The sequence below is a fragment of the Algibacter sp. L3A6 genome, from assembly GCF_009796825.1.
GTDB lineage: Bacteria > Bacteroidota > Bacteroidia > Flavobacteriales > Flavobacteriaceae > Algibacter.
This window is the reverse complement of sequence record NZ_CP047030.1, coordinates 2,773,640-2,791,605: the sequence shown is the minus strand read 5'-3', so window position 1 is coordinate 2,791,605 and position 17,966 is coordinate 2,773,640. Positions and strand designations below refer to the sequence as shown.

Genomic DNA, 17,966 nt, shown 5'->3' with positions numbered 1-17,966 from the left:
AACACAATATCAATGCTTTTAAAATGAATTTATTTTGACAGACATTTAGATTAAAAACAAAAAGCCTCCTTATTCAATATATTGCCTAAGGAGACTTCAAGTTTTAATCAATTACTAATACTTATATTTTTTCTGGAAAAACACCTTCTGTAGAGTTACTTTCAAATAAATAAGGAGAATCTACTACGGCTTTGTAAAACGTAGTGTAAGTATAAGTCCCTTCTGAAATAAAATCTGGAATAATTGTTTCATCCTCAGATTCATCAATAACTATAGTCTTTATAGCCCCATCTGTACTACTAATGTAAGTTAGTTCGGTTTTAACTAATAAATTATCAATAACCTCTCCATCAGTATCCGGAACTTTATTTGACACCCAAGTAATAATAGCTTCGGAATCAGAATAAGCGCTAGCTCCGGAATTTTGCCGAGCTTGTAGCGACTCCTTATATTCATCACCTAGAACTGTACCAAAAACATCATACTTTATAGATTTTCGGCCTTCCAGACCTTCTATATGAACAAAATACTCATTTCCTCCTTCTGGCAACTCTGCTTCCAGTTCATAAATTTCTGGTTCATAAACCGTTCTATTTATATCTAAAGTTTTAAGTATTTTTTCATCGTTATCTGTTAAATCATCATCAAATAAAGCAATAACGACTTTCTTTATTTTTGGATCTGAGTTAACAAACACTCTAAATAACAACTTATTATGTCCACTAGATATTGTAGACACAGAATCTGGCATAGCCAAACTTACTACGTTTTCAGGAACATACTGTTTATATGTTTCAACCAAATCTGTATTCTCACAAGAAAAACACAGTAATACAGCTGTAAACACACCAATTCCTATAAAATTAGTGGTTTTATTCTTAAAATTATTAATCATAATTTTTATAATATTTTATTTTATTAAATTTTTATCGATTATCACCGTAGAACTCCATTTCACTAATGTGTAATAGTGAATTAGTTCTGTTCTGCGCTACTTTCTGAACAAATCTGATATAACGAACCTTCGGCATATCAGGAGAAATATCAAAATTAAAGCCCGCTTCTGCTGCTTCAATATCTTCAGCAGTATTCTCATTATCAGGCTGTCCAGAAGGCTTAATAACCATGGCATCTTCTAATAAAAGTGTCCAACCATCAAGACTTCCGTCTGCATTTAAATGATCGCTACCCCAAAGATCAAATAACCAAGGATTTCCATGACGGTACATATAATTACCTAGTCTTGGCCAAAATTTAAATCTGTATACTTGAGATATTGAACCTATATCTAATGTAATCATTGCAGGCGTAATAGGAACTCCATTATAAGACCAGTCTATATATTCTGGTAAAACTCCATCCGGATCTTTCCAGTTTGGAGGTGAGTGATATCCATTATCTCCTTTAGTTCCATCATAAACTCTTGGTAGTATCCAACCATAATCTGAAGGTGTGTCATGCGTTTGATAAACAGCTTGATAGTTAACCCTATCAAATAACTCTATATATAGCGGAGTTATTGTTGCCTTAATTTGACCACATTTATTATTAAACCTATCTCTAATTATAAATACGAAATTGGTTTCTACAGCTTCTAATCCTAAGACTAAACGTTCTCCATCTTGAGCTGATGAATATACAGCATCCTTAAAAATTAAACCTCCAGACTCATTTTCAGAATAAATTTCGATAGTAACGTCGCCTTCCTCTGGGTTTTCCCACTTCAATCTAATTCCACCATAATCTGGTGCATAGGTTAATGTTCCACAAACAGATTTGTAAGGAGGTTCTTCTGGGTTTATAACAACAGAAGCACCTACAGATTTATTTCCTGATTGATCAACAGCATATAGCGTTACATTATATTCTGAAGCTTCAGAAAAGCCTTCAACTGTTAAACTACTATTAAAAACTGATGATTTCACACTAGATATTTCTTCATTAGCCCCTCTCTGATATTCTGCAACTACATATAACAAATCTTCATCATCAGGAAGATTATATGTTATTTTTGATGCTCCCGCTAAATTTTCAACAGAACTTGCATCTACAACCACAGGACCGGGAGCGATACCATCGTCAGTAATTAACGATGACATCTTATCTTCTTCGCAACTAAATACAGTTGCTATGCACAGAAGCACTATAAATGACTTTAAATTTTTCATCATAATTTTATTTAATTGTTAATACTAATTTTTAATTACCAACCAAAAGCCTGATCTAAATTAGGGTTTGCTAGTATGTCATCTTCAGCTATAGGCCAAAAATAATCTCTTATTGAAAATTCTGTTACACCGTATTCTACTTGGTTATAAAAAGTTTCTGCCGTTGCTTTTTCATAACTCCAACCTCTCATTGACGTACTATTTAATAAAACGTGAGCTTTAAACCATCTTCTTAAGTCCCAAAAACGGTGTCCTTCAAAAGCTAGTTCTATTGAACGTTCTTGATGAATAATTTCTCTCAAACCTTCTTTTGTACTTGGCTTTGTTGGATTATTTGAAGACGCTGTCCAAGAAGCTTGAACTCCCTCTAAACCAGATCTTTCTCTTACATCATCAACATATTGAAAAACTTCTGCAGCAGGCCCTGATACTTCATTTAAACATTCTGCATACAATAAATATAAGTCTGCTAATCTATATACTGGCCATGAATAATTTTCAGCAGTAAAACTATTATTTCCTATTGCTGATTTATAGTGCACTAATTTTTTTGGCCAATATCCTGTTTGGTTAAATTGTCTTTCATTGAGGTAACCTGCCATACCACCATTCTTGGCATCTACAACAAATAAACTAGTGTCATCTGCTTCATTATTTACATCATAAGATAGAATACCATCTCCCGCTAAAGAGGCATAAAACCTAGATTCTCTATCTAAATGCAAACCAATTGTTTCATACCCTTGTTTTACATAAAACTTATTAGCTTCATCTCCAGTTTTTAAGTCGAATCTACTACTATAATCATAAGAACTATCTTCTTCTATAGGCACTCCATTTTTAGAATAAAATATTTCTGCCATATGCAATGGTATAGAATAATAAGAGTTGACTTGCCCTGAACTTGAACCTGAAAATTCATCGTCAATCCTTGCAAAACTATTATTTTGAATTGTATTTGTGGTTGGGTTAGCTTGCCCCCAAATAATCTCATTATTCCATCTATCTGTAATGGCTCCTCTAAGATTCATTTTTGTTATTGTCTCCTCTGATAAATTGTATGCTGTTGAAAACTTATATAAATTATTACCTGCTTCGTGCGCTAAGTCTATCGCTTCTCTGCAAGCATCTGCGGCTAAAGTCCATTTATTAGCATCATACGTTTGATTTATATATGGTGTTCCTGCATTATTAGTCCAAGATGAGTATACTGAATTACCATTTACTAAAGGGCTCGCACTAAAAGCTAAAACTTTTGCTTTTAACATCGCAGCAATTGGTTTAGTGGCTCTACCAAGTTCTTCACCTTCCAAAGTTATACGTGGTGGTAAATTTTCTATTGCTTCATCTAAAACAGATACAATATAATCTACTACCTCATCGACCCCATCTCTTTCTATACGCACCGAAATAACATCTTCACTGACCTCAATATTTTCATCGATAATAGGAATAGGACCATACATTTTTAATAAATAAAAATGATAATAAGCCTTTAAAAATTTAACCTCTGCAATCCATCTTGTTTTTTCATCTTCAGTCATATCCCTAACATCGCTAATTCTATTTAAGAAAATATTACAATCTCTCAAAGCTACATGCGGCTCTAAACGGCCTCCGTTTCCCCATAGATTATATATTGGATTTGCTTTTGATTGTTCTCCGATAGAAAGTCGCATTCCATCCCAAGTTTGATGTGTCCAAACCTCATCTCCCCCTACTAATCCAATATTACTATTTACATCAGAAAAATGTGGTAAATAACCATATAATGTATAAAAGAATTTCTTAGCATTTGCTCTATTATTAAAAACCAAATCGAAAGTAGCTACGTTATCTGGTACTATATCAATATAAGAATCACATGACATTATACATATGAATATTATAGAATATATAATTTTATTCGTTTTCTTCATTTTCTTTTTTTTTATAAATTAACTCTAGCTCCAATGTTTATCGTTTTCTGTAAAGGATAATTTAATCCATTCCCTCTTAACTCTGGGTCCCAAAGTTTGAATTTACTCCAATGCACTAAATTTGTTCCACTGAGATATAAACGCACACTTGCCTGTCCGAATACAGCTCCATTTTCTGGTTTAAAATTATACCCGATCTCTAAAGATTTTAATCTCATAAATGCTCCATCTCTCATCCACCAACTACTTGTTTGGTTATTATTCTGTACAGCATAAGTAGACAAACGCGGCCATAAGGCATAAATATCTTGGTTCTCTTCAGACCAGTGGCTCTCAGCAAAAGCTTGTAAAATTTGATTTTCAGAAATAGCATCTGGTAAATAATCTCCATTAGCATCAGTATCCGCAAATGGTGTTATTCCTGCTGAATCAATAAAAAAGGATACATTATCTAAACCTGCAAAAAATGCTGATATATCAAGATTCTTATACCCTACAGAAAATCCAAAACCATAACTTACTTCAGCTTGAGTAGGCTCTCCAATTGGAACTATATCTAAATTAGACACAATACCATCACCATTGATATCAGTATACTTTATATCTCCTGGCATAACTTCCCCAAATTGTTGTTCTGGTGAATTAGCTACATCGGCGTCATCAATAAACAAACGCTCTGCGATTAAACCGTAAGCTTGATTAAAAGGGTTTCCTAATTTAGACAACCAAGGTGTTGCCGATAAATCAGACTCTTCATATACAGTATATTCACTACTCGTTTTTACAAAATTTGCAGTCGCCTGTAACCACCAATCTTTATTGAAATTATGGTTTACCAATAATGTAAACTCAAAACCATTGGATTTTCCTTCGCCTAAATTTGCTACTGGAGACGCTTGTAAACCTAAAAAAGAAGGTATATCTGAACGAGTTTGTAAAATATCAGTTGTTGTTTGTTTAAAATACTCGGCTTGCAATTGAATAGCATCTTTAAGAAGGTTTATTTCTAAACCATAGTTCTGCTTATAGGCTCTTTCCCAAGAAATATGTGGGTTCTCATATCTACTGATACTAACACCTGCACTAGATTCTTGACCAAACGTTCCAAACTGGGCTCCTGCTCCTGAATCGTTTAAATTAACATTAGATAAATAGAAAAACCTATCATTACTATTTCCAATATTAGCATTACCAACTACGCCATAAGACCCTCTTAATTTAAGCCTACTTATTAAATCTATATTATCAAAAAAGTTCTCATTAGATATTACCCATGCCGCTCCAACAGACGGGAAGAAACCGTACCTGTTTTTTTCAGCAAAACGTTCTGATCCATTATAACCAAAATTCCCTTCTATAAAATATCTTCTATCAAAGCTATAAGTAAAACGGCCAGATAAACCGACGTTTCTACTAGGAAGTGATGCCTGCAAATCATCCGCATTTCCATCAACAGATTCTCTTAAAATACCAACTAGCAAGCCGCTAACAGCATGTTTATCGTTAAAGGTTCTATCATAGTTTAATGCAGACTCAAAATAGATATTTCTATTAACAACTCTAGAGTCTTCATTCTCTGTGAAATTTAAATACTCTGTTCCTGAATCTGGGTTAAGACTAGTTAATGCATATGTATTATCTGCTCTATTATAATCAGTATCACCTATAGCATAATAATAAGGCTCATATTCTCTAGTAATATTATAAGAAGACGTACTTGTAATATTCCCCAAAGCTCTCCATTTAAGTCCCTCAACAATACCTCCTAAGTCTTGCTTAACTTGTAAACTTAAAACATTTACAGATCTACTATAGTCACGATACCCCCTTACTAATTCGGCATAAGGATTTAAATAACCTGCTAATTCTCCATCTCCAGTATCTACATTACCAAACAAAAGATGCTCTGTAAATTGGTTAGCCTCATCAGCCTCATAATAAGCTGGGTACCTTACAGGATTAGTTCTATTAATCATGTTATATACTTGGTTTCCTGTTGGCACAGGACCTCTATAATCATCTACTGTCGCATTTAAATTTACTATCAATTCTGTGCTTGAAGTTAAATCTATATTAACATTAGATCTTAAATTATAAACTTTATTATCAATGTTATTGTTATAATTTGCTTGATTATCAACTTTTAGTATACCGTTATCTTGAGCAACAGAACCTGACACATAATACCTAGCTACTTTTCCTCCACCAGAAACACTAAAATTTAATCTTTGATTCTTAGTAAAATCTTGCAACAACTCATCTTGCCAATTTGTAACAGGGTAAACAAAAGGATTAATGTTACCGGCAAGAGTATTATCTATCTTGTTTTGCAAATATGGCAACCTATCATTTCTATTTGGCGACACATTTCTAGTATTAACAGCGTCCATATGTAATCTTAAATATTCAAGTGGGTCTGCTATTTCTAAATTCTGAGTAGCCTGAGAATAAGTAGTTTCATACCTAACAGATACTCTTGGCTTTCCTAATTCGCCTGTTTTCGTTTTAACAGCTATAACTCCATTAGCCCCTCTAGCTCCATAAATAGCAGTTGCTGTCGCATCTTTAAATACAGAAAAACTTTCAATATCATCTGGTGATATTCTAGCTAAATCGTCTGCTGTTAATTCTATATTATCTATTAATATTAACGGAGAAGAATAAGCTCCAAAAGTAGTTGCCCCCCTAATAAAAAACTCTGCATTATCAGATCCGCCCCCAGGTTCACCAGAACTTTGAAAAGCAATAACTCCTGGAACCCGACCAGCAAAAGAGGCCGTTAAATTACTCGATGGTATTTTTAAATCTTCAGGTTTGACAGTAGATACGGCTCCCACCAAAGCTTCTTTCGTTTGCGTACCAAAACCAACTACAACAACTTCATCCAACCCAGTAAGGTCTTCTATCATTGTAATATTTAAACTTGTAAAATTTCCTATTTTAATTTCTTGAGTTTTAAAGCCTATTGAAGAAACAACCAGAACTTCTCCTTTTTTTGCAATTAATTTAAAATTGCCATCAAAATCGGTTTGTGTACCTCTGTTTGTACCTTGAACAAGTATATTAACACCGGGTATTGGTATCCCTTTTTCGTCAAGAACGATTCCTGACACTTCAATTTGTTGATAATCTTTAAGATCTATTTTATCTTCTTTTTCGGTTAGCTCTGCTGTAATGGTTAAAAATGGAGTTTTTGCGTTAGCATAACCACTGACAATAAAGGAAGTACATATTAATATTGATTTAATCACCTTAAACCCCTTGTATTTACAAGGACGAAATAGATGAATTAAAGAATAAATTTTATTCATATTGTTTTGTTTAATAAAGTTAGTTGAATACTTTTTTGGTTTTGTATTAGTTGGTTAGTTTTTAGTTGTTCTTTCCCATATATTATATTTTATTGATTAGTAATTAATTAACCTAAAAAAAGGGCGATCCTACACTTATAGTTAAAATAAAGGATAAACCTACACTTATTGTAGATACGCGAGTATTAATTATAACTTTTTCAGTATAAATTATAGCCGTTTTAATAAGATAAACCCCAAAATATTAGATGAATGATGTTTTTATCCAAAAAAAATAAAGAATATGTTATTTATGTTTTAAGATTACTAAAAGGTGTATATAACTATAAAATTCTTACTTTGAACAATAAGTGATTTTATACATTGCATTTTGTGAAATTTTCATTGCTTTTTAAACAAAAAAAAACATGATTATTACAAATATTGTAATAATCATGTTTTTTTAATATAACTAATATAAAATATTAGTCTAAACTAACGATTTTATAATTCTACTTCTTCAAAGCCTTCTTTATAGCCGCTTTAACCAAAGGTTCCATAATAGCATAACCATCTAAATTTGGATGTACCGTATCTCTACCATAAGCCTTTATTAAACCTTTATCTGCATTTACCATTGGTGTGTAATAATCTAAATACACAATGTTATTCTTTTTAGCATATGCTTTAATTAAGCCATTAAGTTCGCTAATTTTTTCTATAGGTTCTACCGACGGACTCCAAGAATAGCTACTAGCAGGAAGTACAGAAGCTAAAACTACTTTTATGTTATTGGCTTTAGCAATTTCGGCCATTGAAAAAATATTATCTGCAATTTCTGCGATAGAAATAGGACCTCTATTTCCTGCAATATCATTAGTTCCTGCATGTATCACTACTGCTTTCGGATTTAAATTAACCACATCGGGCTTGAACCTTAATAACATTTGAGATGAAGTTTGCCCGCTAATACCACGACCTACATAATTGTTTTCAGTGAAGAAATCGGCATGAAACATCACCCATTTTTCGGTGATAGAGTTCCCCATAAACACCACTCTATTTTCCTTTTTAGTTGGTGCTTTTAATTCTTTATTTGCTTTTCTGTACCTTCCAAAATTTGCCCAATCATCATTTGGTATTAATTGAATTTTAACAACTGAAATTTGAGAGCTAGGTGCCTTTTCAGGTAATAAAACAGTTAATTTATCATCAATTAATTTTATTTTTATTTTTATTTTTTTATCAGGATCAGAAAGTAATCTTGCCTCTCTTGGTTTAATGGCTCTATCTATAACTAGTTTACCATCTTCTGGCCAATTAACAACATGTGCCATTAAAAAACCTTCTTCACCTTCAGTATATGCGCCCCATTCTGGTTTTTCATAAGGCATGGTTTGAGAAAACCCAATACCAACATTTAATGTAAAAGCAATTGTAAAAATTATTAACGCCTTATAAACATTCATCTTTTATATATTTTATGTTTTTTAGTTTAAACAGACAAACAACCCAAAGGTTGTCTATCTATTAATCACTATATAATCTACTTAATACTTCAATTAGTTTGCTAATTCAATTTTAACAACAGAAACCGTAGCGTCTGGCGCTAACATTGGAACATCTACTAATACATCTCTAGATGTTGCTAAAGCATTTAATGTTTTACCAGGAGCAGATAATAACGTTGCTTTTTTAACCTTAATACCTTTATTTAATTTTAAAACACCATCTGTTGGCCAATCGAAAACATGTGCATAAACAACATTATCTTTTTTAGTATAACGACCCCATTTTGGTTTCTCATAAGGACTTGCAGAAGCACCATAAACAGCTTCACCATTTATTTTTGTCCATTCTCCCATAGCATTTAAACGTCTAATACTTTCAGCAGGAAATCTACCAAAACCATCAGGGCCAATGTTTAATAAGAAGTTACCACCTTTAGAAACGATATCAACTAATTTCTCTATTAAATCTTCACTACTTTTCCAGTTATTATCCGATGGTTTGTAACCCCAAGACCCATTCATAGTCATACAAGCTTCCCAATCCGAATCAATTCCTGTATCTGGAATTTCTTGTTCTGGTGTTCCAAAATCTCCAGCAAATTCTCCTGGATGATTGTTCATACCATCCATACCTGTTCTACCTTTATCAACTCTATTATTTACAATAGTGTTAGGTTGAATATCACGAATAAAACTGTAAAGTTCTTTTCCCATTTCGGTAGTATAATCTGAAATCCAATCACCATCAAACCAAACCACTCCAATGTCTCCATAGTTAGATAAAAGTTCTTTAACCTGAGGTTTCATATAGTTTTTAAAATACTCTGGAAATTCAGGATTTACAACCGATGGATCATCATGCTGTGCAATGTTGTAATTTGGATACAAGTTTCCTTGTGCTTGCGGATGGTGCCAATCTACGATAGAATAGTATAAACAAAATTTAATACCTTGTTTTTTACAAGCTTCAGATAGTTCTTTCACAATATCACGCTTAAAAGGTGCCGTATCCATCACGTCATAATCAGACACTTTAGAATCCCATAATCCAAAACCTTCATGATGCTTAGAAGTCAATACAATATACTTCATCCCAGCATTTTTAGCCATACTTACCCAAGCATCAGCATCAAACATAACAGGATTAAACATTTCTGGAAATTTCTCGTAATCTTTAACGGTGTAATCCAACTTATCCATGGCCCACTCTGCACCACCTCCAGCTATTTTTGTACCACGTTCTCCACCAATGATAGAATACGCTCCCCAGTGGATGAACATTCCGAATTTAGAATCGCGCCACCATTCCATACGTTCGTCATCAGACAATTTTTTCTTGCTAGAACTTTGAGCAAAACCCACATTAGTGTTTAATGCAATCACCAATGCTAGCAATAGTATTTTGTTTAAATTTTTCATTTTCTTTTATTTAGTGTTTATAGTTATTTTCTTTTCTGTTTTATATGTATCTAAACTGTTTTGCATTTCTTTTACTACTTCTGGATATTGTGCATACAGATTATTAGCTTGAGAAATATCTATTTCAAGGTTATAAAGTTGTCCTATAGGTGCATCCTTTTTTATTTTACCATTTTCAATATCACTATTAATTTCTCCGGCAAAAGTTATTGCGGCTGGTCCTCCAAAACCATGGGTACCTTGTTTACTGGAGGTAAAACCTCCACCACCTTGTGCTCCAATATATAGCCATTTTCCTTTACGTAAAGTAAGGTGTGATTTTTTTTGAGGAGCTAATAACACTTCATTTCTTATTTGCTTATTGGTTTGACCAGTTATTGCTGCTAAAAAATTTTTACTATCCATGCCTTGTCCTGCTTCAAGTTCTTGTTCCGTAAGCGCTGCAAAAGTTGCTAACATATCAACATTACAAATTAACTGATTAGAAACTTCGGCTGCCTTTATTTTATTTGGCCAATGTGCTATAAATGGAATACGATGACCGCCTTCCCAAGCATCAAACTTAAACCCTAATAAATCACCATTTAATCGGTGTCCATCTTTCCATGCCTCTTGTCCTGTAGCATTAAACATACCTCCATTATCACTAGTAAATAGCACTAAAGTGTTTTCCGCTACGCCCATTTCTTCAAGGGTCTGCATAACTTCACCAACAATCCAATCTAATTCATGAACAAAATCGCCATACAAACCACTTTCACTAGTTCCTATAAATTGTGGTGCAGGTGTAAAAGGATGGTGAATATTCGTTGTGGCAAAATACATAAAGAAAGGGTTTTCTTTTTGCGATTTCATCCAACTAACGGCTTTATCTTTTAAATGAGTTCCTACTTGATCATCCACATATAATACATGTGCTTTATCTGCACCTCCAATAGCATTTAAGTGCATTTTCTCAAAAACTTTTTTTGTTTTTGCTTTTTGCCCATAAACAAACGGATCATCTTCTGTCAATCCTACTACATCATGATTTTCAACATATACAAAAGGCGGATGACTATTTACAACAGGTACGCCATAATAGTAATCAAAACCAAGTTCGTTTGGACCAGGTGTTAATGGTTTATTCCAATCTACAGGTTCAGTTGTTCCAAAACCAAGATGCCACTTTCCAACACAAGCAGTTGCATAACCCGCTTTTTTAAGGATGGAAGCTATAGTTTCTTTTTGAGTATCAATCACTAACTTATTCTTAAGAAAAACAGGACTATTTAAACTTCCATGTCTAACAGGATATTCCCCCGTAAGTAAAGCATAACGTGATGGTGTACAAACTGCCGAGGCTGCATGTGCATCTGTAAACATTCGTCCTTCTTTAGCTAATTTATCGATATTTGGGGTATGAAGTTTTCTAGCACCATAACAACTCAAATCACCATAACCAAGATCATCGGCATTAATTAAAACAATGTTAGGAAACTCTTGTTTTTCTTGAAAAGCAAATGATAATTGGCTAAAAATTAAGATTAAGCAAAGTATTAGAACGTTATTACCGTAAACCATTATATTATTTTTTAGAGCTATCCTTATTTAGTGTTAATAGTTATTTTCTTTTCCGATTGATTACGCATGATAACCAAGTCTAATTTATCCGTTTTATTTTCAACATTAATTTGAAAAAAGTCTTTTACAGTTTTTACCTTTTTACCGTCAGCCTCAAGAATCACATCGCCTTTTTTAAGTCCGTCATTTTTCACAGCAGGGCTACCCGACCAAACTTTTAAAAGAATAACACCTTCTGGAGTATTTAAACCATAAGCCGATTGTTCTTGCTCAGACTCTACACTTTTTAAGTCGTTACGTAACCAAGCCACAACAAGATTTCCTTTTTTATTTTCTTCGGAAGGATCTCTCATCACTGGAATTTCTGGTGTTTTGGCCATTTTTTTCAACTCTGCATTCTGAACTCCAAATTGATCCATAGGAAAGTTTTTGAAACCTATTTTTAATGCAGGCGAATTTTCAGCAACCGAAAAATCTAATGATGCTGGATCTTTAAACATCGGATCGCCAAAAGCACTATGTAAATCTCTATTGTAAATTTGTGCTTTCAACATCGATTCTTCATTCGGAAAAAAGTTGTAATCCATCTCTTTTCCCCAACCAGATAATCTTACATCTTGATAGCTTTTTTGAACAATATTATGTTTAAAAACATCTTCACTATTAACAAACCAAACATGTGGATGCAGAGAATTATTCACCATAATATTATTTTCGGCTACACGATTAAAACCTTCACGCAGTTTTAATCCACTATTTAGCATCAAATTATTATAAATATGATAATTCGATGAACCATCGTCTAAATCAACATCCCAACCATGATCGCAACGAAAACGGTTATTTCTAATAATTGTCGTTTTTATAGCGTCCCATTTTGGCATATCTGGATTAGCTGTAGTTAAGCTATCCATAATACGACGGTTTGGATGCCAAAAACGGTCTCTTCCCCATGAGTTAAACGAACCATGGTCGCTAGTTTCTAAAACGGTATTAAATACATCGTTAAACTCTAAAATATGTCCGCCCCAAGTACCATCACCAATATTAATACCTGCTCTTGGCACATCGTAAATACTGTTACGACTTACCGTAATATCCATCGCCATAGCAATTTGCACACCGGCCGTTTGTTTTTCTACACGACCAATACGGTGAATTAAATTATTATCCACCAAACATTCACGCGGATACAATTCACCTTTAGGTCCAGAAACAGTATCCATTTCTGCTACAGGCACAAACTCTCTATAAGTTAAAGCTGGTGATCTTACAGCCGACACATCGCCCACAAATGAAACAGCACTCGCTCCACAATCGTGAATGTAATTATCTTTAATTTCTAAACCTTTATTGTATTTACTCGCCATAATAACGTTACCACCTAAGTTGGTAAATTCACTATGCTCTAGTTTACAGTTTTCGGTGCCTTCAAAAAAGACTACAGCACCACGATAAATCGTCCAGTCGCTACGTAATAACGGCTCGAAATCTTCCATAAATGTACGTGTAGTATTTTCGAATTTAATACCCGAAATGGTAACATCTTTTACAGGATTTTCCAAAGTTCCAACCACTTGAATTAAATCTTTTAATACTGAAACCTCAAGATTTAAATCGTTAATAGCACTTATACTTTCTGGCCAATAGAATAATTTATTTCGTTTTTTATCTAAAAACCACTCGCCTGCACTATCAAGCTCTTCAAACACATTTTCTACCATACGGTATTCTTCGTGCGGTTTTGAACCTCTATTGTTTTGTTGTCCTCCACTTAAAATGGGTGTTCCATCATCATTAACTCCTGTTATTTCAAAATGAAAACCGCCCCATCTTCCGTTGTGTAATGCATTAAAAATTGCACCTTCAGGATTTGCCCAAGTTGCAACACGCTCTTTAGAAATAGCATCGGCAGCATAGCCTTGCCAATATTGAGCACTCTCATCATAATTTGGATAACGTGCTAAAATTTGTGGTTTTCCGTTTACTAAAAACTGATCGAAATCTAAACCTGCAGGAACATTAGTTACAAAAACATTATTGCTAAAAGCCTTCCATTTAGCCTCTAAAACCTGAGATCCTTTTATACTAACTTCTGAAGCACCTGCTCCTTTTATCGTTAAACCACTTAATGAGGCTGGTATGTTTATAGCTTCCGATAAACGATATGCTCCTGGTAAAATATTAATAACAACCTGAGCACCCGCATTAGCCGATTTTATTTCAGTTGCTTTTTTTATAGCTTCAGAAATATTTGAAAAAGGCGCGTCTTTACTTCCGTTTGCATTTGCGACTTCATTTTGAGACACATAAATTTCCGTAATGTCCGTGGTCGACGAACAAGACATCATAAAAACAAAAATTATTACAATTATACTTAGTTTTTTCATCTTAATTTTCAGCTTTAGTTATTGTTGCTTTTCCGTTTAAATAGCCCAGCGATTGTAAAAATAAATCGGCTTCATAAACCGTTTCATAGTAATATTTACCTTTCTTTTTAGACTTATTAAAAAAGCCATGTTCTTGCCCTTCATATATTAAAAAATCACATCGACTTCCTACTGCCTCCATTCTAGATTTATATTCTTTTCCTGTTGCAACCGGTATGTGTTTATCATTATCTCCTAAAAAGAAAATAGTTGGTGGTACGCCTTTTGTGATATTATGCATTGGTGAAATTTCCATATAACGATTGCCTATACGCTCGTAACCATAACCGCCTTCGCCATTATCTATTACCGGGTTAAACAAGATTAAAGCAGTCGCTTTTGGACTTACAGAAAGATCATCTGTAGATTCATTTAACCCAGGAAGCAATGTTGTTGCAGCTGCTAAATGTCCTCCTGCAGATCCTCCAGAAGCAACCATTTTCTTGGTATCGATTCCGAAGTCTTTAGCATGAATTTTTAAATAACGCATAGCCGACTTCGCATCTTTTACAGCATCAAAAGGGGTGGTTTTATTACGACTCTTTACACGATAATCTACAACCGCAGTCACCATACCTCGTGATGCAAAATATTTAGATTGATCTTCAAACTGCGTAATAGTTCCTCCATTCCATCCGCCTCCAAAAAAGAAAACTATAGTTGGATATTTTTTCTTCTTTTTAAAGTTATCAGGAAAATAAACACGAAGCATTAAAGAATCGTTATTAACCACTTTGTAAATCGCATCTTTAGTAACAACATCTTGATTCTCTTGACCATTACATGATGCAAAAATCATTAAACCTAATACTGTAATAAGCGCTTTTCTAAAATTCATTGTCTATATATTTTTAATTTTTATCGAATACAATTTCTGCGTTTTCATAACCTTTCTCTATTTTAAAAACTAACTGATCGTCTCTATTACGATTGGTTGTTCCTTTTCGACTTCCTACTAATTTACCGTTTTCGTATAAACGTAATTCCGCAGGTTTGTCTCCTTTTACAAAAGGCATGTTTATAGTGATTGCTTTATCGGTTTGAAACTTAAACCCTTGGTCTGTTTTTTCAATAGATAGAGTAAATGGCTCGCCAGCTGCTACAATATCCCAACCGTTATTTTCAAATTTATACATTCCTGAAAGGAATAAAAACTCTAATTTATCACTTTGTTCCGATTGTCTTGTAACAGAAAGTAACCCTTTTTGATATAGGGCATCATTTTTAACAATATCAGATTCTGAAGCATTAAGAATGATATGATCCTTAGCCGTTTTATCATTCATTAACACATCAATAACTTGCGTATTTGGGTAGTCTCTAATAGTTGAATATGATACTGCATTAACCGAATTTTCTTCACCTTCGAAATAAGGATTAAAAACCATCGCGAATGGGTTTACCCAAGCCGATGCATTACGCTTTACAATTAAAGTTTGTATAGAATCGCCAATAACCTCAGCAGGTGCCGTACCAGAACCTCTTTTTAACACGTTAGATTTTGGAGCCAAAGCTGTGTAAATACTTTGGTCCGCACTTCCTTTAATCCAAATTTTCATTAAATTATCTGGTGCGTCGCTAGTTTTCAATCTAAAAAGTGCCTGAACATCTTTGGTTGTTTCCAACTTCTTTTTATTTGTGATATAATCGTAAGCTTTAATATCTCCCTGTTTACTTCCAAAATCTGAAGTTGATTTTAAAGCAAGTGCTTTAGAATTCGAATCTAAAATTTGAAGCGATTGTCCTAAATTATGATAAAAATAATCGTGACGTTGTTTACCACCTTCTTCTTTTTTAGAACGAAATACATCTAAAATATATCCTTTTTCACTATTCGATTTTATAAGAGCCGTAAAACGTTGTTGGTTTGCTTTTGTCTTTGGTTCAAAAAACGACACCTTAGAAAAAGTTAACTTATCAAAAGTAGGTGTTGTACTAACCTCCGGGAAGTTATTATCCAATTTAAAAGGATGGTAACCACGCATGGCATTATAATCTGACACCCCATTGACTACAACCGTATTGTGAGCCGGAAATCTAGAATAATATTCTCTATGGTCTGTATGCCAATAACTAGAACCTTTACCCATATCGAGACCTAAAGCATATTTATTAGCAAATAATTCGATTGAAATACCATTTACATGGGAATGGTTTCCGAAGGAACCAGCCGTAGAAATCATCATAGCATCATCGCCTTTGCCTAATCTTTGATTAAACATACTCACGTTAGATGCATAAAATGTTGGTGAGGTTAACTTCTCTAAACCATTTTCGTTCGCATCTCCCTTTTTCAAATGATCAACATAAAAAAACAATTGAAATAAATCGTTTGCCTCACGCTCATATTCCCCTTTAGAAATCATTTGGTCTAACAAGCCAGAAATAACCGCTTCTTTTTCTTCATTGTTATATTTACTATAATTTGAAATTAAAAGTTCGAAATTTTCTGGAGGTAATGTTTTATGATTCGAATCGCCAAAACCTACCGTGTAACCACTAGGAAATAAATATTGAAACGACGCTAATGCTGCTTTCTCTATAATAGGAAATTTAGAAAGCTCATTATTGTTAGTCGAGTTATCTAATAAAGTAAAAATATTAAGTAAAGTGGTAATAACATGCACAGAATATGAAGCACACTCTGGCCACATACCATTTTCTTGATCGTAAACTAGCAACGATTCTTCAATTGATAATTGACGTTCTGTAGATGTAGTAAACGTATGATCTAAAAAGTACTCACGACCTTTTCCGTTTTTGTAAGCATCATTATTATCTAAAGTTAAAGCGACGTAGGTTAAAAACCGAGCCTGAAAAAGATTCCAGTTATTATCTGGTATACCGTTAGTAATAATTTGATCGCCCCATTTTTGAAATACCACTGCACTATGATCTAAATTTACTTTTTCATCTTCAAAATAATCATACAGAAAATCGTATGTGGTTAGTAAACTAATTAGAATTTTTTCATGAATCACTTCAAAAGTTGCCAATCCAGAAATACGCTGTTGTGTTCCGTTTTCTAAATCGATAGGCGCATCTCTGTAATACATGCCTTCTATATAGGTTTCGAAAACTGGCTTTGCAAATTCAGCATATTTTTTATCGCCAGTAACCCAATACAAAAAAGAAGCATCTTCAACCAAACTCATAATATGGCGGTTAGTGCCTTCAATGGCATGCCCAATTTTTGATGGGTGAACCCATTCTTTTTTCTTTGTTTTTTTATCAGCTAAATAATAACCACGAGGATCATCAAAATAAGGTTCAACGTCTTCTAATTTAGGTGAAGAATATTCGGTAGCCCAATCTCGCGTTCCAGAAAAACGAACGGTTGGCACAGGCGCAGTTCCTTCAGAATAAGCAAACTCCCCTCCTTTTAAAAATACTTTATTATGCTTTGTTTTCCAATTCATTTGTAACCTAGAAACTAGCCATGTTGGGTCGTTCTCCACATATTTTAAATACTTTTCTAGATTAGCAATTTTCTTATCGACTAAGCTTTTTTTCCACTCAATAGATTTTATGCTGTTTAAAAAATCCTTTTTAGCGGCATTGGTAGCATAAATTCTAGGATGTCCAGATTCTTGTGCTTGCAACATAGAAGCACAACACATGATACCAACCATTAGGGGAATTAAAAAAAATTTCGTTCTCATTTTCA

Annotated in this window: 10 protein-coding genes; all 10 read right to left on the bottom strand. The window is 33.6% G+C overall.

Annotated features, from left to right (window positions below; translation table 11 throughout):
- Positions 1–121 precede the first annotated feature (121 nt).
- The 10 genes from GQR98_RS11770 to GQR98_RS11725 all read right to left on the bottom strand — a co-directional run bounded on the left by GQR98_RS11770 (position 122) and on the right by GQR98_RS11725 (position 17,961).
- A complete protein-coding gene (locus tag GQR98_RS11770; RefSeq protein WP_159019668.1) occupies positions 122–895 on the bottom strand; it encodes a DUF4998 domain-containing protein in 774 nt (257 codons plus the stop codon).
- A gap of 31 nt (positions 896–926) precedes the next feature.
- Positions 927–2,171, bottom strand: coding sequence for a DUF5000 domain-containing lipoprotein (locus tag GQR98_RS11765; protein ID WP_159019667.1), 1,245 nt, complete (start codon positions 2,169–2,171; stop codon positions 927–929).
- A gap of 32 nt (positions 2,172–2,203) precedes the next feature.
- Positions 2,204–4,087 (bottom strand): RagB/SusD family nutrient uptake outer membrane protein, encoded by a 1,884-nt coding sequence (locus GQR98_RS11760; RefSeq protein WP_159019666.1) that lies wholly within the window; start codon positions 4,085–4,087, stop codon positions 2,204–2,206.
- An 11-nt stretch (positions 4,088–4,098) separates the two neighbouring features.
- On the bottom strand, positions 4,099–7,398 hold the full coding sequence (locus GQR98_RS11755) for a SusC/RagA family TonB-linked outer membrane protein (RefSeq protein WP_159019665.1): 3,300 nt from the start codon (positions 7,396–7,398) through the stop codon (positions 4,099–4,101).
- A 491-nt stretch (positions 7,399–7,889) separates the two neighbouring features.
- Positions 7,890–8,846 carry an SGNH/GDSL hydrolase family protein gene (locus GQR98_RS11750; RefSeq protein ID WP_233268002.1) on the bottom strand — a complete coding sequence of 319 codons (957 nt, stop codon included), beginning with the start codon at positions 8,844–8,846 and terminating at the stop codon, positions 7,890–7,892.
- Positions 8,847–8,939: 93 nt separating this feature from the next.
- Positions 8,940–10,307 carry an alpha-L-fucosidase gene (locus GQR98_RS11745; protein ID WP_159019664.1) on the bottom strand — a complete coding sequence of 456 codons (1,368 nt, stop codon included), beginning with the start codon at positions 10,305–10,307 and terminating at the stop codon, positions 8,940–8,942.
- Positions 10,308–10,313: 6 nt separating this feature from the next.
- A complete protein-coding gene (locus GQR98_RS11740) occupies positions 10,314–11,870 on the bottom strand; it encodes a sulfatase family protein (RefSeq protein WP_159019663.1) in 1,557 nt (518 codons plus the stop codon).
- 23 nt (positions 11,871–11,893) lie between these two features.
- Positions 11,894–14,260, bottom strand: coding sequence for a PDZ domain-containing protein (locus GQR98_RS11735; RefSeq protein ID WP_159019662.1), 2,367 nt, complete (start codon positions 14,258–14,260; stop codon positions 11,894–11,896).
- 1 nt (position 14,261) lies between these two features.
- Positions 14,262–15,137 carry an alpha/beta hydrolase gene (locus GQR98_RS11730; protein ID WP_159019661.1) on the bottom strand — a complete coding sequence of 292 codons (876 nt, stop codon included), beginning with the start codon at positions 15,135–15,137 and terminating at the stop codon, positions 14,262–14,264.
- 13 nt (positions 15,138–15,150) lie between these two features.
- Entirely contained in the window at positions 15,151–17,961 is a 2,811-nt protein-coding gene (locus GQR98_RS11725) for a heparinase II/III family protein (protein ID WP_159019660.1), read from the bottom strand.
- Between the last annotated feature and the right edge of the window lie 5 nt (positions 17,962–17,966).